A 23,366-nucleotide genomic window follows, 5' to 3' on the forward strand; every position below is an offset into this window, starting at 1 on the left:
CGCATACGTCGCGGTCCCCTCCGGGGCATACCCCGGAGGGGACGGGCTTCAGCGGGACTTCAGCGGGACTCGCCGATCACCCTTCAGCGGGACTCGTTGAGCACCATGGCCGAACCGCCGCCACGGCGCTTGGGTTCGGCCACCGCCGTGACCTTGCCCTGCGGCAGGAATTCCAGGGCGGCCACCGCCCCGATCTCCGGTGACGGAGTGAAGGCCTTCGGAGCAAGGACGAAATGGTGGCCCATGGCTTCCAGCTTCTTGCGTTCAGGCGAGTCGAGGAAGGCCGGTTCGGCTTCCGTCGCCGTCTGGTTCCGCTGCGACATCCGCGGTGCGGCGACCGCAGCCGGCAGCGACATCCCGAGGTCCAGACGGTTGACCAGCGTCTGCAGCACCGTGGTGATGATCGTGGCGCCGCCCGGGGAACCGACAGCGATCATCGGCTTGCCGTCCCGCAGGACGATCGTCGGCGACATGCTGCTGCGCGGCCGCTTGCCGGGGCCCGGCAGGTTCGGGTCCGGCGTCCCCTTGGTGAGGGGAGCGAAGTCGAAGTCGGTCAGCTCGTTGTTGAGGAGGAAGCCGCGTCCGGGCACCGTGATGGCCGAGCCGCCGGTCTGCTCGATGGTCAGGGTGTAGGAGACGACGTTGCCCCAGCGGTCCGAGGCGACCAGGTGCGTGGTCGAAGGCCCTTCGTGGGGTTGCTTGTTGCCGGTCTTCAGGTCGCAGCCCGCATCCGGATGGCGCGGGTCGGCGGGAGCCAGCGGGCTGGTCAGCGCCTTGTCGGAACGGATCTGGCAGGCCCGGGCCTTGCCGAACTCCTTGGAGAGCAGTTGCTTGGTCGGCACGTCCGAGAACGCGGGGTCGCCCACCCAGCGGTTGCGATCGGCGAAGGAGATCCTGCTGGCCTCCAGGTAGTGGTGAAGCGCCTGGACCTTGTCGGCCTTGGAGAGGTGGAAGTTGCCCAGGATGTTCAGCGCCTCCCCCACCGTGGTGCCGCCGGCCGAGGACGGCCCCATGGAGTAGACGTCCAGACCGTGGTAGCCGGTCCGGGTCGGTTCCCTGCGTTTGGCGGTGTAGTCGGCGAGGTCGGCCGTCTGCATCAGACCGGGACGGGCCTTGTGCCGGGCGCCGGGCGCCATCGGCGGCTTCTGGACGGTCCGCACCACATCACGCCCCACCTCTCCGTGGTAGAGCGCGTCGACGCCCTCACGGGCGAGCAGCCGATAGGTGCCGGCGAGATCGGGATTGCGGAAGCGTGAGCCGACCACCGGGAGTTTGCCCTTGGGCAGGAACAGGTCGGCGGTGGACTTGATGTCGCGGAACCGCTTCTCGTTCATTTCCGTCTGGGCCCGGAATTCGTCGTTGACCACGAAGCCGTCGTCAGCGATCCGGGTGGCCGGACGCAGGGCCTTCGCCAGGGAGACCGTGCCCCAGTCCTTGAGCGCCTTCTGCCACGTCGCCGGAGTGCCCGGGACACCGACCGACAGGCCCGAGTTGATGGCGTCCTCGGTGGGAAGCGGCTTGCCCGTCGAACGGTCGAGGAAGGAGTCCGCACGCATGCGACGGGGAGCGGTCTCCCGGCCGTCGAGGGTGTGCACCTTCTTGGTTTTGGCGTCGTAGTAGACCATGTAGCCGCCCCCGCCCACCCCTGCCGAGTAGGGCTCGACCACGCCGAGCGCGGACGCGGTGGCCACCGCCGCATCCACCGCGTTGCCTCCCTTGCGCAACACCTCGAGCCCGGCCCGGGAGGCGTACGGGTTGACGCTGGAGACGGCGCCACCGCTGCCGGTGGCCACGGCCTTCTTCGCAGGCGGCCGCTCCGCCCCGTCGGCGGCCGACGGGGCGGCGTTGACCTGGCACGCGGTGGCCAGCAGGGAAAGACTGAGCGCAGCCGCTGATGCGGCGGCGACAGCGGTACGACGGACAGCCATACGGCCTCCACGACTTCACTGTGATGCTTACGAGGGATTACCGAACCCTGGCATCGCTCGGGCAGGGGAGCAACGCCGCGCCACAAGGTTTGCGCGAGATCTGAGGTTTCCCTCCGGTAACCCGTCCGGAGGTCCGGGGTGTCGGAGGCTGTTGTGGGAGGAACGGCAGCTCGCACCACCGGCGGGGAAGCAACGGGGAAGCAAAAGTCCCCGGCTGGACGGGGGAGGCCAGCCGGGGACTACAAAGCGCGTGCCCCGCGCGTCGCGGCCAAAACCTGCCGGTCCGGTCGAGGTGCGCGCCTGCACGGCCATGAGTGCGCGTCGGCTTCGGAGGGGCCACCTCCATACCCCGTTCGCCAAGGGACGAGCAGGTGGGGCGCCGGCCGATCTGCAAGGGCCCGTCAGGCGGCGCGCCGGCCATTCCGCGAGGCCCAGCCAGGTGGCCCGTTCAGGTGGCGCGGTCAGGTGGCGCGGTCAGGTGGCGCGGTCAGGTGGCGCGGTCAGGTGGCGCGGTCAGGTGGCGCGCCACCCCGACCAGCGGCCCACCGCGATCTCCACCACGGGGCCGTCCGGCGGGCGGTCGGCGTACTGCTGCCGGTACTTCCGCACCAGCAGGTCTACGTATCGCGCCGACACCTCCGCTTCGTCGGCCGGTGGCAGCACCACGGCCGTACCGTCCGCCCGCGCCCACCACAAACGGTCCCAGTCCTCGTCATAACCGTCGACGAGGAGACACACCTCGGGATGGGCACGGATATGGGCCAGCCGCTTCAACCGGACCGTTTGCTTCGGCTTGTGGTCCACGGCGAAGACGACGGTGTCCCCGGTGACGGCGAAGACCGCGGGGACCAGGTGCGGCCGGCCGGAGGCGTCGACGGTCGCGAGCCGGCCGATCCGGGCCCGGATGAAATACTCCCGGGCCTCGCCGTTCGTCATCCTCGGCACTGCGGTCCCCCAGGTCTCACCGGAAGCGCTGCGCGACGTCGGCGAGCTCGTCCAGGCAGGCCAGCGTCTCCGCCTCCGGCATCGTGGGGAGGTAGAACAGCAGCCGCTCCACATCGAGCTGGAGGTACTTCTCGATGATCTCCGGATCCCTCCCCACCGCGTAGACGGTCACCGGCACGTCCCGCCCCGCGATGCTCCGCATACGGTCGATCTTCGGCCCGAGCTCCTGGGGCGGCAGACTGTTGGCCAGCCAGGCGTCGCCCAAGGCGGCCACCCGCGCGAAGGCCGCCTCCCCACCGCCCACGTACAGGGGAGGGTGCGGTCGCTGTACAGGCTTCGGCCAGGAGTAGACGGGGTCGAAGTCGACGAATTCCCCGTGGAACTCCGCCTTGTCCTTCGTCCACAGCTCGCGCATCGCCCGCAGCCGCTCGTCGACGAGGCGTCCCCGGGTGCGCGGGTTTGTCCCGTGGTTCTCCATCTCCTCCCTGTTCCAGCCGACGCCGATCCCGAAGACGGCCCGCCCGCCGGAGACGAGGTCCAAGGAGGCCACCTCCTTGGCCGTGATGATCGGGTCCCGCTGTGCCACCAGCGCGATCCCGGTGCCCAGCAGGATCCGCTCGGTCACCGAGGCGGCCGCGGCGAGCGCGACGAACGGGTCCAGGGTGCGGTAGTAGATGTCCGGCAGCTCACCGCCGGCCGGGTAGGGCGAGCGGCGGTCCACCGGGATGTGGGTGTGCTCCGCGATGAGCAAGGAGTCGAATCCTCGTTGCTCGACCGCGCGCCCGAGTGGGGCGGGCGCGATGCCCTGGTCGGTGATGAACGTCGACACACCGAACTTCACAACGGCTCCCTCGGTTCCAGAGTCTCGGACGTGCGGGTTCGCGAGCGCGCGCCCTCGCCAGCCCGCCTCCCCGCAAGCGCGCAAGCCCGCGGCCATTAGCAGGTACCCCGATCACCTCCAGCGCAACAATGCGTGCAGCCGACCGGGCGAACCCCTCCGCCCGGCGCGCATCACCGCACGTCGCGCCCCGAAGGCCCACGGCTCACGGGCCGGCCGAGGCTGTGCGGGCAGAGGTTGACACGGAGGAACTGCGCAGGTCTGCCGTCGTGGCGCCCACCACGGCCACGGCACCGAGGCAGAGCAGGCCCCCGCTGACGAGGGCGGTCGCTCCCGAGGAGGCATCTGCCACGAGGCCGCCGCGCATATTGCCGATGTCGGGCCCGGCTTGCCCGACGATCTGTTCAGCTGCGCTGACCCGGCCGAGTAGTTCGTGAGGCGTGTGCATCTGGACGACGGTGCTCCGGGAGACGACAGAGACGGTGTCGGCGGCACCGGCTATGACGAGGAAGACCAAAGCGGCCCATGGGCCGGGTGACATGCCGAACAGCGTCAAGGCTGCGCCCCACGTGGCGGAGCCGCCGAGCATGACCAGGCCGGGGCGGGGGAACCGGGTGAAGGTTCCGGAGAAGAGGGACGCTGCGACACCGCCGACGGCGATGGCCGTGAGGAACAGTCCGAGGGTGCGTGGGTTGCCGCCGAACCGTTCGGCGTTGATCAAGGGAAACAGGCTGATGGGCATCGACAACACAGTGGTGGCCAGGTCGGTGAGCAGGGCCCCGCGAATGATGGGGGTGCGGCTCAAGAAGGCCAGGCCGTCCAGTACACCCCGCAGGCCGGGCCGTGCGGGCTCGTTTCCGGGGTTCATCCGCGGCAAGCCGAAGGCACCATAGAGCGCGGCGCCGAACGTCACGGCGTCGATCAGGTAGCAGGCGCCCACTCCCGAACCGCCCACGATCAACCCGCCGATCGCCGGACCGAGCAACATGGCTCCCTGGAAGGCGATGCGTCTCAGCGCCAGTCCTGCGGCCAGTTGCTGCTTGGGCAGGAGGTGCGGAATGAAGGTGCGGGAGGCCGGGCCGCCGCCGGCGACGAAACATGACTGGAGTGCGACCAGTCCCAGCACACCCGCGACCGGAACGTGCCCGAGGAAGCCCTGGAGTGCGAGGAGAAGTGCACACACGGCTTGCCCGCTGGTCGTGAGCAGGTAGAACTTCCGACGGTCCACTCGGTCGACGAGCGATCCGGCGAACAGCCCGAGCGCGACGAGCGGAATCGCCTGCGCCAGCCCGACGCCTCCCGTCCATGCGGTGCTCTTCGTCATCTGCCAGACCTGGAACATCACCGCAACGAGCGTCATCTGACTGCCGAACCCGGACAGCGCCTGGCCGATCCACAATCGCCGGAACGGTGGTGACGACCGTAAGGGAGTGACGTCGAGAAGCGTGTGCCTCATTCCCATGCGGGGTCCCCGGCCAGCTTCTCGGCGATCCGGTCCTGGAAACCCTTGCGCTCAAGGGCGCGCTCGATATCGGTGACGACCCGAGAGAGCGGGTAGGGGATCTCGGCTTCCAGATCAGCGAGCGCGGCCTCAGTGGCTCGCCATTCCGCCGCCAGGCGAGGGACGACGCGGCGAGCCTTGTCGGTGAGCGTCACCTTCCTGGTGCGCGCGTCGTCGCCCACGACGGTCTGCACCCAGTCCGCCTTGCGCATGGCGGCGACTTTCTGACTGACCGCCGAATGCGTGAGCTGAACCGACTCGGCCAGCTCCGCGATGGTCATCGGCCCGCAGGCGTGGAGCCGGAGCAACTCCATGATGAAGCTGGGCTTGAGCCCGTCGATCTGTTGCTCGTCGTAGATGCGAGCGATGCCGGCGTCCAAGGACGCCTGGAGCAGCCGCAGAGGGCGCCAAAGGCTCTGCTGTGTCGGGTCGAGCGCATGAGTTCCGGTCATACGACGCACCGTAACAGCACTTATATAAGCACTGTTGCTTTTTTGATCCTCGGCTGACGAAGCGGGCGCAAGGTCACCGACGCGCGAGGAACTGGACATGGGCGGCCGGCAGCCGGCAGTCGTCAGGTACCGATGCCGTACAGGGCTGCCGCGTTGGCCGACGAGAACTTTCCGCGGTCCGCATCGGAGGCGAAGTGCCCGAGGAAGGTGGTGATGTCCTCGCGGGTCGGACGCTGGAAGGGGTAGTCGGTGGAGAACAGCAAGCGGTCCACGGTCGTCACCGACAGGGTGTGGTGAAGGAGCGCCGGGTTGAGCATGCCGGAGGCGGTGATGAAGAAGTTCGACCGTAGGTAATCCGACACCGGTCGTCGCAAGCCGGAGACGCGGGACAGGCTGTCGGCCCGGTCCAGCCAGAACAACAGCATTTCGCCCCAGTGTCCGAGCACGACCTGCAGATCGGGATGCCGGTCGAAGGTTCCCCGCAGGATCAGTCGCAGTGCGGCTGTCGCGGCGTCGAGATGCCACCCCCAGCCGAAGGTGGCCAGAGCGAGGTCTGTCATCGGGTCGAAGCCTCGGTAGGAGGCGTCGCGAACCGCGGAGGAGGGCAGTTGGGGGTGGATGAACACCGGCTGGCCGAGCCGTTCTGCGGCGGCGAAGAAGTCGTTGTAGACGGGGTCATCCAGGAAGAGATCGCCTGACCGGCCGTAGACCATGGTGCCGACGTGCCCCAAGCCGGCGGCTCGTGAGAGCTCGCCGGCAACCTCGTGTGGCGCCGACATGGGCAGGGTCGAGAGCGCCCGGAGCCTTGACGGGTTGCCGGTGACGGTTTCGGCGGCGACGTCGTTCGCGGCGCGGCTGAGTCGCACGGCCTCATCGGGGGCGAGCGGGTGGGTGCCGGGCGGTGTCAGGGCGATGATCGATACGTCGATGCCTTGAGCGTCCATGGCGGCTATCCGGCCTGCGCCCAGGTCTTCCAGACGCCACCGGTTGTCGCCCGTCTCGTTCAAGGCGAGGCTTTCGTCCCGGTGCTCAGGCGGGACGGCTTGGAGGGCGGACGTCAGGTCCGGCATGATCCAGTGTTCTTCGACAGCGATGAGCGTCATGTCGTTGTCCCCCTTGTCCTTTTGCCCTTGCTGCTGGTGCACTCAGGTGGCGACGACAGCACGGTTGACTCCCCCTCCGTGGCCGAACTCCCCAGAGACTGAACGTGGCCGTCGGAAGGGACTCCGCCTTCAGGTCATTGCCGTCGCCTGATCAACTCGCGTATCACCAGGGAACGGTTCGGCCCTGGTAGTCACGGAATTGCACGCCGGGGGTTCCGAGCTGAGCGAGCATGATGTTCACCAGCCGCGGAATGCTGTCCTCGACAGCGAGAGGGGCGTTTGGTCCTCCCAGCTCCGTGCGGACCCAGCCGGGTGCCATGACCAGCAGCGTGCGTGCCGGTTCGGGCTGGCGGACCGCGAAGCTTCGCATGAACTGGTTCAGGGCCGCCTTGCTGCCTCGGTAGACCTCTCGCAGTCCGGTCTCGTTGTTGGCGATGCTGCCCTGGCCGGACGACATCACGCCGATCAAGCCGGTCGGGGTGACGAGGTCCTGCAGGGATTCGATGACGCGCATCGGGCTCAGCGCGTTGGTGAGCATGACGTCGTTGAATTCGTCGGTCGTGACCTCGCCGATGGGAATGTGTTCGTCCCGGGTGGTGATTCCCGCGTTGACGAAGAGGATGTCCAGCGCCCGGCCGTCCAGGCGCCTGCGCAGCGCCGCGATCTGCTCCGGCTCGTTGATGTTCAACGTTTCGATCTCCACCCTGCCGCCCGCGGTCTCGGCGAGATCATGGAGCTTGGGTCCCGGGCTGTCCGGTCGGACCGTGCCGATGACATGCCACCCCTTGTCAAGGAACTGCTCGGCGATGGCACGGCCCAACCCGCGTCCGGCGGCAACAACCAAAACGGTGGGGGGCGCTTCGTTCGAGGTGGGAGCAGACACAGTTCAGAGCCCTTCATTGGTTCGTAGATGCCGAGAGACCGGGATTGGGGGATCCGGAGGCCGCGCAGGCCTGGCCTGCGCATCCCGCATCCCCACGCCTGCGGTCGCATCCGTGCAAGCCTCGGCGACGTGCGGTGCGCAACGGCTCAGAATCAGCACTCTCTGTAGTATTGCTGCCATGTCGCGTCCTGAGATCGCTGATTCCGACATTCTCGAGCCGGATGATGTGCGAATCCTTCGCGCCCTTCAGATTGATCCGCGGGTCGGGTTCGCGACCGTGGCGATGGTCCTCGGACTCTCCGAGCCGACCGTCGCCCGCCGCTACCGCCGCATGCGGCGTGCCGGGGCGATCCGGGTGATCGGGGTCGTCGATCCTGGAGCGCTCGGGCAGAGCCGGTGGATGGTGCGCCTGCGCTGCCGGCCCGGCAGCGCCACGGCCATCGCCGAGGCACTTGCGCAACGCGACGACATCAGCTGGGTCGCCCTGAACGCTGCCGGCTCCGAGGTCACCTGCGCCGTGCGCTCGCGGTCACAGGAACAACGCGACGACCTGCTCGGCCGCCGGCTCCCCCGCACCGCCGCCGTGCTCGACCTACAGGCATCGGTGCTGCTCCGTCAGTTCGTCGGCGGACGCGGGCACTACTGGGCGGCACTCGCCGGATCCCTGACCCCCGAGCAGGAGTCCGCCCTGGGGTCCGGCGACAACCCGTTCACCGAACGGCCGGTTGTGCGGAATCAGCCCTCACAGCTCAGCGCCCAGGACGAGAAGCTGCTCGCGGCCCTCGCCGCCGACGGACGGGCGAGCCTCGTCCACCTCGCAGCCGCGGCCGACCTCACACCGGGCCGAGCATCACGACGTCTGCACGCACTGCTTTCCGGCGGAGTGGTCCACATCGACGTGGAGATCGCACCGATGGCCCTGGGATACCGAGCCCGGGCGAACCTGTGGATGCGAGCCCACCCAGGCAAGATCAAGGCCGTCGGGCGGGCCATGGCGCAGATGCCCGAGGTGGGATTCGCCGCCGCGGTATCCGGACCGTACAACCTCCATGCCGTCGTACAGTGCCGCGATCTGGACGAGCTGTTCGAGTTCGCCACCGACCGCGTCGGAAACCTGCCCGGTGTCGAAGGCATGGAGATCAGCCCCGTCGAACGCCAGATCAAACAGGCCGGAACCCGAGTCGACGGCGACCGGCTGACCGACCCGCCGAGTGAGCACAACCGCCGGTGATACCCGCGGCGGAAACACTCGGGGCACGCCCATCCTGGGCACGTACACCACCGGCTCCTGGGTATCCGGGCCGAACCCTGGCGCGTTGACCGAGCCGGTCGACCGCGCGCCGCCCGAGGCCCCCGCCGAGCACCCCCTCGTCGCCTACCGCTACCCCGCCACCACCTACGCTCCGGACCAAGTCATCGACGAGGAGGCGCACGACTGGTTCCGCTCCCCTACCGACGAGGAGTGTCCCAAGAACTACACCCACGCGGTCGGCATCGACGTTTACATGGCCTTTGCCGCCGCCAACCGGCTCGTCATCGGCACCGGCCCGGCAACCCACGTGAAAAACCCGGCGTTCGAGCCCAAGTTGCCCGGCTCCTGGCTGGTCGGCCTCGCGCACATCGAGACCGACCCCCGGCTGCTCATCCCCTTCACCCCCAGGGGGCCCGGCCGGCCGGACACTGCCTGGTAGGCGACATCGACCGTCGCTACGCGGTGGCACTTGGCTACGACGTGACACCGGCAGAGGCGTACGCCCGCCACGAGCACGCGGCCCATTTCGACGCCTGGTACACCCACCTGCGCGACGCCTACATCGCGACCATGGCCAGCGGGGCTGAGCCTCCTGGTCGGCCGGCAGAGCGGCTGCGCGACTTCTCATCCGCAGCTACAGGTTCGTGGGTGGGGCAGGTCGGGCATGGTGCGTGCCGGGCGCCGCTACGGTCACACTGCCGTCACTGCGGTCACTGCGGTCACTGCCGTCACTGCGGTCACTGCCGTCACTGCGGTCACTGCGGTCACTGCGGTCACTGCGGTCACTGCGCCGACCGCAAGATGTCGGCGAGTTCGGCGGCCGGGGTGGTGGGTGTGCGGGGGTGAAGGAGCTCGGTGCGGTGCACGATGCGGGGCTCGGTGATCGGCACGGCCGCGATGCCGGGGAGGTCTCCGGCTGCGGGCAGGGCGGCAACGGTGAGGCCGGCTCCGGCGGCCACCAGGACGGACAGACCGCTGAAGTCGGTCCCGGTGTAGGTGAGTTGGTGGCCGAAGCCGTCGGACCGGGCGGCGGCCCGGAGCTGGGCGAGGGGTACGGCGGCGTCGGGTGCATCGATCCAGCGGGCGGCGGCGAGGTCGGCCAGCCGCAACGCCGGACGGCCGGCAAGCGGGTGGGTGGCGGGCAGGAGTACCGCGAGAGGTTCCTCGCCGAGGGGAAAGGTGGTCAGGGGGCCGGCGTCGCGCAGCGGCAGCGGATCGCTGGGTGCCACGGCCCCGTCGACCAGCACCAGGTCCGCCGTGCCGGTCAGCGCCGCCTGGACCGCCTCGGTGCGACCGCACACCCGCACCGAGGCCGCGAGCTGCGGGGCCGCGGTGCGGGCGCGTACCAGCGCGAGCGCGGCGGAAGGCGTCAGCGCGCCCGGCGTGCAGGCCACCGCGAGGCGCCCCGGGCGCACTTGCCGCAGGCGCGCGACGTCGGCCCGCGCCGCATCCAGGCGCAGCAGCAGCGGCCGGGCGTGTTCCAGCAGCCGTTCGCCCGCCTCGGTCGGCGCTACCGGGCGGCGGGTGAGCAGCGGCGCCTCCAGATCGGTCTCCAGGCTCGCGATGTGCTGCGAGACCGCGGACTGGGTGTAGCCGAGGGCCTGGGCTGCGGCGGAGAAGGAGCGGTGGTCGACCACGGCGACGAAAGTTCGCAGCTGCTGCGGATCCATGAGCATCAGTATTACTGATTGTGGATGCAGGAAACATCGTTGGACGTGATGCAGGTGGGCGGCTGAGGATTGTCGCGTGACACACACCGCCCGCGTCGCCCTGGTCGGCGACCGCTCGCCCCACGTCCGTTCCCACACCCGCATCCCGGCCCTGCTCGACGCATTGCGCGAGCGTGACGGTCTGGACCTGGACGCCTACTGGATCCCCACCCAGGATGTTGCGGACCACACGACCCTGGCCGGGTTCGATGCGATCTGGGTGCTGCCCGGCAGCCCTTACCGCAGCGAGGCCGGCGCGCTCGCGGCCATCCGCACCGCCCGCGAGGACCGCATCCCCCTGCTCGGCACCTGCGCCGGTTTCCAGCATGTCCTGCTCGAATACGCCCGCAACGTGGCCGGGTTGGCAACGGCCGGTCACGCGGAGAGCGCTCCCGGCACACCGGCGGCCGACGCCGTGGTGGTGCCGCTTGCGTGCTCCCTGGTCGGGCACGAGGGCACGATCGAGCTGACCGCGGGCTCCCGCGCCGAAGTGCTCATCGGCGCCGAACGATCCGTCGAGCGCTACCACTGCAACTTCGGCGCCAGCCCCCACCACGTTCAGCTACTGCGCACCCATGGGCTGCAGTTCACCGGCACCGACACCGACGGCGAGGTGCGAATCGCCGAGCTGCCGGAACACCCGTTCTTCCTCGCCACCCTCTTCCAGCCGGAACTCGCCGGCGACGGCGCCCGCCCGCACCCTCTCATCCGCGGCCTCGCGGCGGCCGCCGTTGCCCGGGCGAAGACGGCAGAGTGAACGGCCTCAGGCCTCTGTTGAGCACCTGCCTGCGTCTCCAACTGAAGCGCTCGGCCGCAGCGCTGCTCTCGATCTCGCCACCACCTCTGCGGCCCATCAGGCGGAGTTGGTCGCGCGCCTCCAGGCACTCGGTGCGACGCCCGCCCACGTGGGACGGGGCACAGTGCCGTGGACGGTCCTCGCCGACCCGCAGGGCAACGAGTTCTGCGTCCTCGGCCCGTCCTGAGGCGGAGCCTCAACGACTCGGGCTCGTCGGGCCGGTCCGGAAAGCCGGGCAGGTGGGCGCAGGGCCCACAGGCGGACCGGCAGACGGCAGGTCCGAGCATCGGCAAACGGCAGGCCTGAACATGGCGGTGCGCCGCAGGTGCAGGAACCTGCGGCGCACCGGGTGGCCGGCGAGGGGACGTCACCTCTCACCGGCCGGTTCGGGCTGATCAGCGGGGGTGGCCCCAGTGACCGTTGTGCCCACCGTGGCCGTGCTGCCCCCAGCTTTCGGAGTCAACGACCCGGCGGTGGTCGTTGCTCAGCACCGCGGTGCCCCTGTGGTTGTCCCAGACGTAGTCACGACGGTCCTGGAAGAGGTCCCGGCGGTTGTCACGGCCGATGCCCGTGTGGACACGGACCTGTGAGTGGCCGCCCAGACGGACGTTGCCGAAGCGGTAGGTGTGGCCCGCGCGGTCCGAGAGGGTCCAGCCACGCAGGTTGACCGCCGTACGGCCGTTGTTCTTCACCGTCACATACTCGGCGTTCAGGCTCCGGTTGGAGTGGTCGTCCCGCCCGGGGCTGTCGTACTGGATGGCACCGAGCACCACCGCCGAGCGGTGATGCGGAGCCGGAGCATGGCCGTGGCCGGCCGCGGCGGCCGGGAGAACGGCGGTGGCCGCCAGAGCCACGGAGCCGAGGACCGTGGCAGCAATACGCGAAGTCTTACGGAGCACGAAAACCCCCTGGATACGGCACCTACAACCAGGTGCCGGAAACCGGATACCCGGCCGGTTTGACCGGGCTCCCACACAGTGACGGCTGGTCACACCTTGAGGGAAGAAATCCGGTTTGGTGTTACAAAACACAGACATATACACAACCACACCACGCCAGGCGCACACTCCCCCGCGCTCACCAGCGCAAACACGACGCCCTGTACACGCACCCAGACCCTGCAAGGGTTACTCGCGGTGTACACCTCGCGGTTGCGGCGGGGTTGCGCCGAGGAGGCGCTCGATCGGGAGGGGGCATGGACTCCGAAGCGCCCCTGAATTCCGGGCGGTATGACGGCATGCCGTATGGCCACACGGCCGTATGCCGACTTCCCCATTCCCCATGCGTCCGGCGTCCGGCATCGGCATCGGCATCGGCATCGGCATCCCACGATCACCTCACGGGTGATGCTGTCCCAGCAGCTCAGCGCCCACGGCATCCCGCGAGATCCCCAGCCGGCCGGTGGCCGTGTTCCGTCGCCGTTCCGATGGACATGATCGGTGCGGCGAACGGGCGGCCCGGTGCTGCCCGTCGCGGCCGTTCCACCGACGAACCGCCGCCCCACCCGGGGAGTCGGCCCATCTCCCCCTCGCCGTGAATTCGCCTTCAGCTCGCTTCGAACGCGCCTTGAACTCGCTTCGACTTCATCTCGACCAGTCGTCACGAAGGGAACCCGGCTATGTCCACCCATCTGTCCGCTCGCAGCGGCCTCGTCGCCGTGCTGGCCGCGGCTGCCATCGCCGCACCCGTCGCCACCGCAGGCACCGCGGCCGCCAGCGGTTCGAAGCTGACGCATGCGCAAGCCGCGAGCAGGCTGCGGGCGGCCGGTATCGCCTGGACCTCCAGCGGTCACTGCTCGAACCGCAACAACCGGCGGTGCACGTCCTTCACCCGCATCAACTCCGGCACCATCAAAGGGATCATCACCTTCAAACGGACCGCCCGGTGCGCGGTCACCATCACCGGCGGCACCGAGACCGGCCATGCATCAGGCCGGTACAGCCACTGGAACGGCTACAAGGTGGATATCTCTCCGACCGGTTGCGTCACGAATTACATCAAGCGCACGTTCCGGTACGCCGGCAAGCGCGGGGACGGAGCGCCCATGTACAAGTCCTCCGTGGGCAACATCTACGCCCGCGAAAGCAGCCACTGGGACATCACTTACCTTTGATCGACAACGGCCGCCCCCTTCCTGAACAGGCATAACGCTGGCCCGGAAGGGGGCGGCGGCAGGTGTGGGGCTTTTCTGGGAATTGCGCCCGGGCAGGGGATGCCGCGTGCCGCTCCACCTGCTCCACCTGCTCCACCTGCTCCACCTGCTCCACCTGCTCCACCGGGGGAGCAACGACGACGGCCTTTGTGGCACACCGTCCACGACCCCGAGACGAGACGCTGGGGCCCGGAAACGCAGTACCCGCACCACCTGACACCACACCGCCTATGCACCCGCACTGGCCGTCTTCCAGGACAAGCTGTAGTGCGTCCACCGCTCCCAGGCCGACCTCCGTGCGGCGCAGTCCTGGACAGCTCCACCACACGGAGGCCTTCGCCATGATCAAGCCGGGCCGCTGTCAACAACGCTCCGGGTCAACACACCCAGATCCTGCGGCGGGGAAGAAATTCGAGTCACCCTTCGCGAGCTCGGACCCGCCTGCCCGCCCTGCAGCATGGCGTTCTCGGCCAATGTGACCTCAAGTGGCCCACGAGGAACATGAGTTGTGTGTATGTTCAATGGGAGTGTGATCGACTAGAAAAGCGGGAAGAGGCTGCATGGCAACGGCACCGTCGGCTCGCTGGCACAGACTGGCCGTGCTCGCGGCCCTGATGCTGGCCGCGTTCACTTTCAACACCACGGAGAACCTGCCGATCGGGCTGCTCAAGCTCATCTCGGCCGACGTGCAGGTGTCACTCTCGGCGGTGGGCTATCTGGTCACCGCATACGGTCTGACCGTCGCCCTGGTCTCCCTGCCTCTCGCGCACACCACCCGGTCCATGCCGCGCCGCCATGTACTCACCGTCCTGCTGGCCGCGCTCGTCCTGTCCAGCCTGATCTCGGCGCTGGGATCCAACTACTGGCTGCTGATGGTCGCCCGGCTGGTTACCGCGCTCGCCCAGGCGCTGTTCTGGGCGGTGATGGGGCCGGTGGCGGTCGGCCTGTTCCCACCGGCTGTCCGGGGGCGGGTGATCGGGGTGCTGTCGGTGGCCGGTTCCCTGGCCCTGGTGCTGGGTGTCCCGCTCGGTACGTGGCTGGGCCAGCAGAGCGCGTGGCAGGTCCCACTCGTCGTGCTGGCCGGGCTGGGGCTGGTCTCCCTCGTCACGATCGCTGTTCTGCTCCCGACGTCCCGTCCGGAGGAGGGGCACGCGGCCTACGGTTCGGCACCCGACAAGCGGCGGTTCGGGATCGTGCTGGCGACCACCGCCCTGTCCGTCACGGGCGCGTTCGCGGGCTATACGTACCTCGTGAAGTTCCTGGGTGACGTGAGCGGTTTCTCCGACACCTCCGTCAGCGCTCTGCTGATGGTCTCCGGCATCGCGGGCGTGGTCGGTGTGTCGAGCGCGGGGCCGCTCCTGGACCGCTACCCGCGCGGCACGCTGGTCGTTCCGGTGGCCACCCAGGCGGCCGGCATGCTGGGCCTGTACGCGTTCGGTACCGCCCGGGCCGGAGCCGTCGCGTTCCTGGTGCTGCTGGGCGGCTCGCTCGGCCCGGTGTTCATGGCCACACAGAACCAGATGCTGCGCTTCGCTCCCGGCCGTACGGAAATCGCCCTGGCGGCCAACTCCGGTGCCTTCAACGCCGGGGTCGCGGGCGGGGCGCTGCTCGGTGGCCTCATCCTGCCCGTCTGGGACGTGCGGGCCACGTTCCTGGTGGGCGGGCTGCTGACCGTCGCCGCGTTCGCGACAGTGCTCACCGAGCGGATGCTGCCGCCCGCGGAGCAGGGCCGTCCGGCCGAATCCGGCCGGACGGTGGACAGGAGCCCCGCCGAGCACCGCTGATTCCGACGGGCGACGCCCCGTCGGCCCCTCTCACCAGGCGTACGCCTCCGGTGCGGGCCCGCCGGGTCCGGGGAAGAGCGCGTCGAGCTCCTTGAGCTGGCTCCTGTCCAGGGAGATCTTCAGCGCTGCGAGGCCCTGGTCGAGCTGTTCGGCCAGGCGTGGACCCAGGATCGGCGCGGTGACACCCGGCTGGTGCAACAGCCAGGCCAGCGCCACTTGGGCGGGCGGCAGACCCAGGTCGGCGCACCACTTCTCGTACGCCGCGATCCGATCGTGGTGCCGCTTCAGCTGCTTGCCCGATTTGGGTTCCGCCATACGGCCGTCAGCAGTGCCACGGCGCACCGCTCCGCCCAGCAGACCGCCGTGCAGCGGGCTGTAGGGGAGCAGGCCGATGCCGTAGTCGCGGCAGGCGGGCAGCACTTCCAGCTCGACGGTGCGCTCCAAGAGGTTGTAGACGGACTGCTCGCTGACCGGGCCGGGTGTGTTGCGCTGCCGGGCGTGCTCCTGTGCCCTGGCCAGGTGCCACCCGGCGAAGTTAGAGGTGCCGACGTAGGTGACCTTCCCCTGGGCGACCAGCAGGTCCAGTGCCTGCCAGGTCTCCTCCCACGGTGTGGTCCGGTCGATGTGGTGCACCTGCAGCAGGTCGATGTGGTCGGTCCGGAGCCGGCGCAGCGAGTCCTCGCACGCCTTCCTGACGTGGAAAGCGGACAAGCGGCCGGAGTTGGGCTTGAGGCCCATCATTCCGTAGACCTTGGTGGCCAGAACGATCTGGTCGCGACGTGCGGGATCCTCGGCGAGCCAGTTGCCGATGATCTGCTCCGTGATCCCCTCGCCCATCTGCGCGCCGTAGATGTTGGCGGTGTCGAAGAGGTTCACGCCCTTGTCCAGGGCCAGGTTCATGATGGCGTGCGCCTCGCGCTCCGGTGTTTGAGGGCCGAAGTTCATGGTGCCCAGACCGAGGCGTCCGACGACGAGTCCCGAGCGTCCCAAATTGGCGTACTTCATGATGCAGGTGCCTCCACCTCGTGACGGGAGCCCGGTGACCGGGCGGATTGGACAGATCGGACGGCGCTCAGCCGGTGCTCCAGATCTGCGGCCAACGGGCCTGGCGGCCGCTGGACGACGTAGTGGTCCCCAGGCATCCGTACGGCTGCCGCCCGCCCCGTGGTGTGTTGCTTCCAAGCGAGCGCGGGCACGTCGTCCTGGTTCCCGTAATAGGAAACGATGTCGCAGGACAGGGCTTCGGTGGGCGGCAGGTGGCCGTCGCACAGCTCCAAGTCCGCCCGCAGGACCGGAGTGATGAGCTCGATGATCTCCTCCAGCAGCGCCGGGTCGGCCGGGCCCAGGGACGTACTGAACGCCCGGGTGGTGCGCTCCAGTTCGGCGGGGTCGAGCCGGCCGTGGTCCACGGGTGCTGGGGTGCGGAGGGGAACAGCCCGCCACGCACAGCAGGTCGGGCTCGGCCAGGGCGGCGACGTCCCGTGACCGAGGTAGACGAGGGAGCGGCCGGTGCCGCCCAGTCGGGACCCCACGGCGGCGGCCACCTCTTGCGCGGCCGCGTGGCTGTCCGGACCGAACACGGCGTGCCAGCCCGCCGGCGCCTCGGCGGACGCAGGCCACAGCGAGTGCTGGCCCTCGTGGTTGACCAGGGCGAGGAATGATCCCGCCGGGTCCTCGAAGGGGTTAGGCACGGTTCTGCCTCCTTTTCTCCGGGAGTTGGGTATGGCGCCTCCGTTTCTCTTCGCGTCTACGCCTCTGCGTGCAGGCGCGCGGCGAGTGAGGCCACGGTGGGCGCTTCGAAGAGGGTCTGGACGCGGATGCTCGCATCGACGTCGGCCCGTATACGAGCGACCAGTTTGGTGGCGAGCAGGGAGTGCCCACCGAGGTCGAAGAAGCTGTCGTCGATGCTGACCCGGGGCACCCCGAGAACCTGCTCGAACAGGTCGCACAGTGCCTTCTCGTCCGGCGTGCGCGGGGTCCGCCCCGCCCCGTGTCCCACGGCGTCCGGTGCGGGCAGGGCGCGGCGGTCGAGTTTGCCGTTCGCGTTCAGGGGCATCTGGTCCAGCTCGACGAAGGCGGCGGGGAGCATGTACGCGGGCAGGGTCCGTTCCAGATGCGTGCGCAGCTCCTCCTGCTGGGGCACCGGCCGGAGAGCCACCGCGTCCCTCGTCCCGCGGCTCGGCACGTAGTACGCGACCAGCTCCTTGTCGCCCGGCCGGTCCTCCCGTACGGTCACGGCCGCTTGGCCGACCCCGGGGTGGCCGGTCAGGGCCGCCGCCACTTCATCCAATTCGATTCGAAACCCGCGGATCTTGACCTGGTCGTCCGTCCGCCCGATGAACTCCAGGCAGCCGTCCCGGTGGCGACGGACCAGATCGCCGGTACGGTACATCCGCTCGCCCGGGCCGCCGAAGGGATCGGCGACGAAGCGCTCCGCGGTCAGCACGGGGCGGCCGAGGTATCCGTGTGCAAGTCCGGCGCCCGCGATGTACAGGTCACCTGCCACACCGGGCGGAACCGGCTGGAGGTACCGGTTCAGCACATGGACACGAGTGTTGTCGAGGGGGCGGCCGATGGGCGGAGTGCGGTGGCCGCAGTCCTCGCCCAGCCAGGCCGTGGCGTAGACGGTCGTTTCCGTCGGCCCGTAGATGTTGGCGATTCGGGCGCCGGGGACGGCGGTCCGCAGTTCCGCGGCGACATGGGCGGGCAGTGCTTCGCCTGCCAGCACGACGGTCTCCGCCCTGAGGTCCACATCGTGGTGGCCGACGAGGTTGGCCACGGCCGAGGGCACGCCGCTGATCAGACTGCCCGTCCAACGTCCCGCCGGGCGCTCCGCCACCGCCAGCACATCGCGGACGATCTCGATGCTGCCGCCGCACAGCAAGGGGCACAGAACCTCGAAGACGGAGACGTCGAAGGTCAGTGAGGTGGCGGCCAGGACATGGGAGAGCCCCTGTCGCCCGAAGGTGTCGCGGGCCCAGAGCGCGAGGTTCACGGCAGCGGAGTGTGGGACCGCTACGCCCTTGGGTCGGCCACTCGTCCCGGATGTGTAGATCACGTACGCGGTGCTGCCGGGGAGCGGTCCCTGCGGCCGGCCCTGGTCGGCGAGGCCGTCATCGGCCAGGCCGTCGACGCGGAGCACGGGAAGGCCCTCGGGAAACAGTGCGCAGGTCTCGTCGGTGGCGACCGCGCAGACGGGGGCCGCGTCGTCCAGGACCAGGGCAATGCGCCCCGCGGGGTGGCGCGGGTCCAGGGGAAGGTAGGCGGCGCCGGTCTTCAGCACGGCCAGTACGGCCACCACCATGTCCGCCGACCGGGGCAAGGCCAGGGCCACGAACCGCTCGGGTCCCGCTCCGGCGGCGCTCAGACGCCTGGCGAGCCGGTCGGCACGGGCATCGAGCCGGGCATAGGTGAGACGGTCGCCGTCGCAGATCACGGCCGTCGCGTCCGGGGTGCGGACGACCTGGTCCTGGAAGAGGGCGGGTAGCGTGGTGGCGGGCCGGGGGCGGTCGGTGCGCGTGCGTTCCGCCAGTAGCTGGTGGTGCTCCTCGGGGGCCAGGATGTCCAGGGCCTCGACGGGCGTGTCCGGGGCGGCCACCGCCCTGGTGAGCAGGAGGGTCAGCCGGGCGACCAGGCCGAGGACGGTGTCCCGGTCGAACAGGTCGGTGCTGTACTCGAGGAATCCGCTCAGCCCATCAGGTTCGCCGTCCGCCGTCTGCTGCTCGGCGAGGTTGAGCAGCAGGTCGAAGCGGGCCGCCCCGGGGTGCAGGAGCTCGCTGTCGATCTTCAGCCCGGGGGTGGTCCACCTGGGTTCGGGGGCGTTCTGCAGGGCCAGGGACACCTGGAAGAGCGGATGGCGGCCGATGGCGCGGGCCGGGTTGAGGTCCTCGACGAGGTACTCGAAGGGCACGTCCTGGTGTGCGTACGCGCCCAACGCGGTGTCGCGTGTGCGGTGGAGCAGTTCCCGGAAGCTCGGGGAGCCGGAGGTGTCCGCCCGCAGGACGAGGGTGTTGACGAAGAATCCGACGGACCGGTCCAGGGCCTGGTCGGTACGTCCGGCGACGGGTGAGCCGATGGGTATGTCGTGTCCCGCGCCCAGCCGGGTCAACAGGGCGGCCAGGGCAGCCTGCAGCGCCATGAAGAGGCTGGTGCCGCTGTGGTGGGCCTGATCGGCCAGGGCGCGGTGCAGTTCCGCGTCCCAGGCGACCGGCACCGTCGCGCCCCGGTACGTGGGGTCCGCGGGGCGCGGGCGGTCCGAGGGGAGGTCCAGTTCCGCTGGCAGACCGCTGAGCTCTTGCCGCCAGTAGGCGAGTTGGCGGGCCAGCCGGCCGGCCGGGTCGTCGGCGTCGCCCAACAGGTCGCGCTGCCAGAGCGTGTAGTCGGCGTACTGCACGGGCGGCCCGGGCCGTTCGTCGGCATGGGCGTCGCCGGGTGTGCCGGCCGCGACGGGAGACGTGGCAGCGGCCTCGGGCACGGCTCCGGTGTGGACCTCGTAGGCCGCCATCAGGTCCTCGGCCAACGGGGCGAAGGACCAGCCATCGCAGGCGATGTGATGGATCAGGAGCAGAAGTACGTGTTGGTGCGGGCCGAGGGAGAAGAGATGGGCCCGCAGCGGAAGGCCATCGGCAAGGTCGAAGGGCTGGCCGATCGCCTCGTCGAGGGCGGTGGTCAGTGCGTCGTCGGTGATGCGCCGTACGGGCATGGCCGCGGGGGCGTCCGCCGGGTCGAGGATCCACTGGCAGGGCTCGCCGTCCTGGTCGGGAAAGATCGTGCGCAGGACTTCGTGGCGGGCGACGAGGTCCTGGAGGGCTGCATGGAGCGCGCCGGTGTCCAGTTCGCCGGCCAGCCGGAGCAGCCAGGGCACGTGGTACGCCCGGCTCGGTCCTTCCAGGTGGTGCAGGAACCACAGGCGGCGCTGGGCGAAGGACAGCGGCAGCGTGCCGGGGCGGTCGGCCTGCCGCAACGCGGGACGGGTCTCGGTGTCGAACCCACGGTCCTGGACCCGCTCGGCCAGCTGGGCGACGGTGGGGCGCTCGAAGAGTGCGCGGACGGGGAGTTCGGTACCGCGCGCGGCACGTACCCGTGCCACGAGGCGGGTGGCCAGCAGGGAGTGACCGCCGAGGGCGAAGAAGTCGTCGTCGATGCCGATGTCCGCGACGCCGAGGATTTCGCCGAACAGCTCGCACAGCTCGCGTTCGAGGTCCGTGCGCGCGGGGCGGCCGGAGCCGGCCTCGACAGCCGGGGCGGGCAGCGCCGCCCGGTCGAGCTTGCCGTTGACCGTCAGGGGCAGCCGCTCCAGGAGCACGATCGCCGTCGGCACCATGTAGTCGGGCAGCTGTTCGCGCAGGTACGCGCGCAGTGCGGCGGTCAATCGCGCGCCATGGCGCGCCGCTGCCGGACTGGTGGCATGCGCAGCCGGTGTGCCCAGGTCGTCGGCGGGCTCGTACGCCTGCAGAGTGGTGCCGGCGCGGGAGAAGAGGACGTCGACAGCGTCCACGTCCGTCGGCGACGGTGCGACCGCCACCTGGTAGCCGAGTTCCGCACCGAGTGCGTACAGCTCGTCGGGCTCGACCCCGTGCGGTGCGGCCGACAGGAGGTTCAGTGCCTCGGCCGGGGTCGCTCCCTCGTCGAGGGCCCGGGCGGCTGCGACTTCCTGGGTCGTTCGCCGGTTGGGGATCGCGGACATCCGAAGGTGCGCTGGACGGTGCTCGCGCAGGTACTTCGTGAGGGCGGCCGGAGTGTCCTCGATGTCGGGCCGCCGCAGCCGGAGGGTCGCGTCGTGACGGTTGGCTGTGGGCGGTGTCGTCGTCTTGTACAGCACGGCGTCGTAGCGGTAGCGGGTCATCTCGTTGTGGTGGCGGCCGCGGCGCACCTGAATGTCGACCGCGCCGACCGACGGCTGCCGACGGGCGAAGGCGTGGAAGTAGTCGGGTGCCAGCAGCAGTTCCTCCTCCAGCATCAGGGCGCGTTCCACGGCCTGGCGCAGCCTGGCCGTGTTGTCGTCCACAGCGGCGCGGTGCAGCTCCACGGCGGTGGTGAAGCAGCGCAGGGAGCGCGCGTCACGGACGTCGCCGACGAAGAGGGCCCCGCCGGGTGTGAGCAGCGCGAGGGCCTGCGTCAGTACGTCGTGGAGATAGCCGGGGTTCGGGAAGTACTGCAGGACGGAATTGAGGACGACGACGTCGAAGTGACCGGCGGGCAGTTCGCCGACGGTGTCGGCAGCCCGACAGCTCAGCCGGATCCTCGGGGCCAGGGCGGGCCGCGCCGCCACTTCGCGACGCAGCAGGTCCACGGCTTGCTGGGAGACGTCCGTGCCCCAGTACTCCTGGCAGCCGGGAGCCAGCTGCGACAGCAGCAGGCCGGTGCCGACGCCGATCTCCAGGACGCGGTCGGGGTTCAGGGCGCGAATGCGACGGACGGTTTCGTCGCGCCACTCCCGCATGTGGGGTGCGGGCAGGGATGCGCCGTCGAGGTAGCTGTCGTGCCAGCCGGAGAAGTCCTCGCCGAAGGCAGGGGCAGGGGCAGGGCCGAAGCGCGTGCGCGCGTACTGGGAGTCGAACACCTTCGCCCAGTCGTCGACCTGCTCGGCGGCCGTGTCATCGGGTGCCTCGCCGGTCCGGGGGGCGGTGACGGCGTAGGCGGTCAGGCGTTGGTCGCCGGGGCGGTCCTCGCGGACGACGACGGCTGCCTGGCTCACGGCGGGGTGGGCGGTGAGGACCGACTCGATCTCGCCCGGCTCGATGCGGAAGCCGCGGATCTTGACCTGCTGGTCCGCGCGGCCGAGGAACTCCAGTGTGCCTTGGGCGTTCCAGCGCGCCACGTCACCGCTGCGATACATGCGGCTGCCCGGCGGCCCGAAGGGGTCGGCGACGAAGCGTCCTGCGGTGAGGGCGGGCCGGTTCAGGTAGCAGCGTGCGACGCCGGGCCCGGCGACGTACAGCTCGCCGGGGACTCCGGCCGGCACGGGGCGCAGGGTTTCGTCGAGGACGTAGGTGGACAGGTCGGCGAGTGCGGTGCCGATCCTGCTGGCGGGCCGGCCGAGGGTGTCGTCCCGGGTGAGCGCCGTGTAGGTGACGTGGACGGTGGTCTCGGTGATGCCGTACATGTTGACCAGGACCGGTGCGTCCTCGGCGTGGCGCTCGTACCAGGCGGCCAGCTTCCCGAAGTCGAGTGACTCGCCGCCGAACACGACGGCGCGCAGGGCGAGCCGGTCTCCTTGTGCGGGCCGGTCCCGGTCGGCCTGGATCAGGGGATAGAAGGCCGACGGGGTCTGGCTGAGGACCGTGACGCGTTCTTCGGCGAGCAGGGTGAGGAAGCGGTCGGGTGTGCGGCTGATGTCGTAGGGGACGACGACCAGTCTTCCGCCATGCAGGAGGGCACCCCACATCTCCCAGACCGACACGTCGAAGGCGTAGGAGTGGAAGAGGCTCCACACGTCCTGTTCGGTGAAGTGGAAGTGGGACGCGCTGTGGGTGAAGAGGCGGACCACGCTCCGATGGCTGACCACGACTCCCTTGGGCCGGCCGGTGGATCCCGAGGTGTAGATGACGTACGCGGCCGTGTCCGGGCCCACAGGGGCGCTGCGGTCCATGTCGGTGGGGGCGGTCGTGTCCTGTTCCGCCAGCTCCGCGGCTGCCTGCGGGGTGGAGAGCACCAGTCGTGGCGTCGCAGCACGCAGGTCAAGGGGGGCGAGGCTCAGCAGGAGCAGCGGGCGGGCGTCCTGCAGGATGCTCTCCAGCCGCTCCTCGGGGTGGTGCAGGTCCAGCGGGAGGTAGGCGGCGCCGGACTTGAGGACCGCCAGAATGGCCACGACGAGGTCGATCGAGCGCGGCAGGGCGAGAGCAATGAGCTGTTCGGGTCCCGCGCCGCGCTGGATCAGGACACGTGCCAGCCGGTTGGCGCGTGCGTCGAGTGCGGCGTAGTCGAGGCTGTCGCGGCCGTAGTTGACGGCCGTGCGAAGGGGATGGCGCAGCGCCTGAGCCTCGAACAGGTCTGTCAGGGCCGTACCGTCGGCCGCGTGCCG

The 23,366-nt window shown here is 69.9% G+C and carries 16 protein-coding genes and 2 pseudogenes; 6 read left to right on the forward strand and 12 right to left on the reverse strand.

Annotated features, from left to right (window positions below; all coding sequences use genetic code 11):
* Positions 1 to 83: 83 nt before the first annotated feature.
* The 7 genes from ggt to ABR737_RS04270 form a co-directional block, all read right to left on the reverse strand.
* Positions 84 to 1,928: a gamma-glutamyltransferase gene (gene ggt, locus ABR737_RS04240; RefSeq protein ID WP_350248837.1), complete on the reverse strand. Its 1,845-nt coding sequence runs from the start codon at positions 1,926 to 1,928 to the stop codon at positions 84 to 86.
* A 513-nt stretch (positions 1,929 to 2,441) separates the two neighbouring features.
* Positions 2,442 to 2,873, reverse strand: coding sequence for a TIGR03668 family PPOX class F420-dependent oxidoreductase (locus ABR737_RS04245; RefSeq protein WP_350248838.1), 432 nt, complete (start codon positions 2,871 to 2,873; stop codon positions 2,442 to 2,444).
* Between the two features lie 16 nt (positions 2,874 to 2,889).
* A complete protein-coding gene (locus tag ABR737_RS04250; RefSeq protein WP_350248839.1) occupies positions 2,890 to 3,714 on the reverse strand; it encodes an LLM class F420-dependent oxidoreductase in 825 nt (274 codons plus the stop codon).
* Between the two features lie 202 nt (positions 3,715 to 3,916).
* Complete coding sequence (locus ABR737_RS04255) at positions 3,917 to 5,173, reverse strand: MFS transporter (RefSeq protein ID WP_350248840.1); 1,257 nt, start codon at positions 5,171 to 5,173, stop codon at positions 3,917 to 3,919.
* Positions 5,164 to 5,664, reverse strand: a complete 501-nt coding sequence (locus ABR737_RS04260; protein ID WP_350248841.1) for a MarR family winged helix-turn-helix transcriptional regulator — start codon at positions 5,662 to 5,664, stop codon at positions 5,164 to 5,166. Before ABR737_RS04260 ends, ABR737_RS04255 begins: the two co-directional genes overlap by 10 nt.
* Positions 5,665 to 5,786: 122 nt before the next feature.
* A complete protein-coding gene (locus ABR737_RS04265; protein WP_350248842.1) occupies positions 5,787 to 6,767 on the reverse strand; it encodes an amidohydrolase family protein in 981 nt (326 codons plus the stop codon).
* A gap of 163 nt (positions 6,768 to 6,930) precedes the next feature.
* Positions 6,931 to 7,650: an SDR family oxidoreductase gene (locus ABR737_RS04270; RefSeq protein ID WP_350248843.1), complete on the reverse strand. Its 720-nt coding sequence runs from the start codon at positions 7,648 to 7,650 to the stop codon at positions 6,931 to 6,933.
* A 178-nt stretch (positions 7,651 to 7,828) separates the two neighbouring features.
* Between ABR737_RS04270 and ABR737_RS04275 the strand changes: the two genes are divergently transcribed.
* Complete coding sequence (locus tag ABR737_RS04275; protein WP_350248844.1) at positions 7,829 to 8,881, forward strand: Lrp/AsnC family transcriptional regulator; 1,053 nt, start codon at positions 7,829 to 7,831, stop codon at positions 8,879 to 8,881.
* A gap of 85 nt (positions 8,882 to 8,966) precedes the next feature.
* Positions 8,967 to 9,341, forward strand: coding sequence for a hypothetical protein (locus ABR737_RS04280; protein ID WP_350248845.1), 375 nt, complete (start codon positions 8,967 to 8,969; stop codon positions 9,339 to 9,341).
* Positions 9,342 to 9,684: 343 nt separating this feature from the next.
* Here ABR737_RS04280 and ABR737_RS04285 read toward each other — a convergent pair whose 3' ends face one another.
* A complete protein-coding gene (locus ABR737_RS04285; RefSeq protein WP_350248846.1) occupies positions 9,685 to 10,572 on the reverse strand; it encodes a LysR family transcriptional regulator in 888 nt (295 codons plus the stop codon).
* Positions 10,573 to 10,648: 76 nt separating this feature from the next.
* Here ABR737_RS04285 and ABR737_RS04290 point away from each other — a divergent pair, with 76 nt between their 5' ends.
* Together ABR737_RS04290 and ABR737_RS04295 are read left to right on the forward strand one after the other, a co-directional pair.
* Positions 10,649 to 11,368, forward strand: a complete 720-nt coding sequence (locus ABR737_RS04290) for a CTP synthase C-terminal region-related (seleno)protein (RefSeq protein ID WP_350248847.1) — start codon at positions 10,649 to 10,651, stop codon at positions 11,366 to 11,368.
* Positions 11,343 to 11,588, forward strand: a pseudogene (locus tag ABR737_RS04295) (VOC family protein); the annotation flags it as partial. The gene ABR737_RS04290 and the pseudogene ABR737_RS04295, both read left to right, overlap by 26 nt.
* A 214-nt stretch (positions 11,589 to 11,802) precedes the next feature.
* On the opposite strand, the gene ABR737_RS04300 reads toward ABR737_RS04295, so the two are convergent.
* Positions 11,803 to 12,306, reverse strand: coding sequence for a lamin tail domain-containing protein (locus ABR737_RS04300; protein WP_350248848.1), 504 nt, complete (start codon positions 12,304 to 12,306; stop codon positions 11,803 to 11,805).
* Positions 12,307 to 13,025: 719 nt separating this feature from the next.
* Between ABR737_RS04300 and ABR737_RS04305 the strand changes: the two genes are divergently transcribed.
* Together ABR737_RS04305 and ABR737_RS04310 are read left to right on the forward strand one after the other, a co-directional pair.
* Entirely contained in the window at positions 13,026 to 13,520 is a 495-nt protein-coding gene (locus tag ABR737_RS04305) for a hypothetical protein (RefSeq protein WP_350248849.1), read from the forward strand.
* A gap of 599 nt (positions 13,521 to 14,119) precedes the next feature.
* Positions 14,120 to 15,343, forward strand: coding sequence for an MFS transporter (locus ABR737_RS04310; protein WP_350248850.1), 1,224 nt, complete (start codon positions 14,120 to 14,122; stop codon positions 15,341 to 15,343).
* Between the two features lie 30 nt (positions 15,344 to 15,373).
* On the opposite strand, the gene ABR737_RS04315 is transcribed toward ABR737_RS04310, so the two are convergent.
* From ABR737_RS04315 to ABR737_RS04325, 3 genes and pseudogenes are all read right to left on the reverse strand, one after another.
* Positions 15,374 to 16,348 (reverse strand): aldo/keto reductase, encoded by a 975-nt coding sequence (locus tag ABR737_RS04315; RefSeq protein ID WP_350248851.1) that lies wholly within the window; start codon positions 16,346 to 16,348, stop codon positions 15,374 to 15,376.
* Complete coding sequence (locus ABR737_RS43870; RefSeq protein WP_502964277.1) at positions 16,345 to 17,034, reverse strand: MbtH family NRPS accessory protein; 690 nt, start codon at positions 17,032 to 17,034, stop codon at positions 16,345 to 16,347. Before ABR737_RS43870 ends, ABR737_RS04315 begins: the two co-directional genes overlap by 4 nt.
* Before the next feature lie 56 nt (positions 17,035 to 17,090).
* A pseudogene (locus ABR737_RS04325) lies at positions 17,091 to 23,348 on the reverse strand (amino acid adenylation domain-containing protein); the annotation flags it as partial.
* Positions 23,349 to 23,366: the final 18 nt, after the last annotated feature.

The sequence above is a fragment of the Streptomyces sp. Edi2 genome, assembly GCF_040253635.1.
Lineage (GTDB): Bacteria > Actinomycetota > Actinomycetes > Streptomycetales > Streptomycetaceae > Streptomyces.

Coding starts and splice junctions, on each gene's coding strand:
- ABR737_RS04310 (WP_350248850.1), top strand. CDS start 14,120: ATGGCAACGGCACCGTCGGCTCGCTGGCACAGACTGGCCGTGCTCGCG.
- ABR737_RS04315 (WP_350248851.1), bottom strand. CDS start 16,348: ATGAAGTACGCCAATTTGGGACGCTCGGGACTCGTCGTCGGACGCCTC.
- ggt (WP_350248837.1), bottom strand. CDS start 1,928: ATGGCTGTCCGTCGTACCGCTGTCGCCGCCGCATCAGCGGCTGCGCTC.
- ABR737_RS04275 (WP_350248844.1), top strand. CDS start 7,829: ATGTCGCGTCCTGAGATCGCTGATTCCGACATTCTCGAGCCGGATGAT.
- ABR737_RS04265 (WP_350248842.1), bottom strand. CDS start 6,767: ATGACGCTCATCGCTGTCGAAGAACACTGGATCATGCCGGACCTGACG.
- ABR737_RS04305 (WP_350248849.1), top strand. CDS start 13,026: ATGTCCACCCATCTGTCCGCTCGCAGCGGCCTCGTCGCCGTGCTGGCC.
- ABR737_RS04260 (WP_350248841.1), bottom strand. CDS start 5,664: ATGACCGGAACTCATGCGCTCGACCCGACACAGCAGAGCCTTTGGCGC.
- ABR737_RS04285 (WP_350248846.1), bottom strand. CDS start 10,572: ATGGATCCGCAGCAGCTGCGAACTTTCGTCGCCGTGGTCGACCACCGC.
- ABR737_RS04255 (WP_350248840.1), bottom strand. CDS start 5,173: ATGGGAATGAGGCACACGCTTCTCGACGTCACTCCCTTACGGTCGTCA.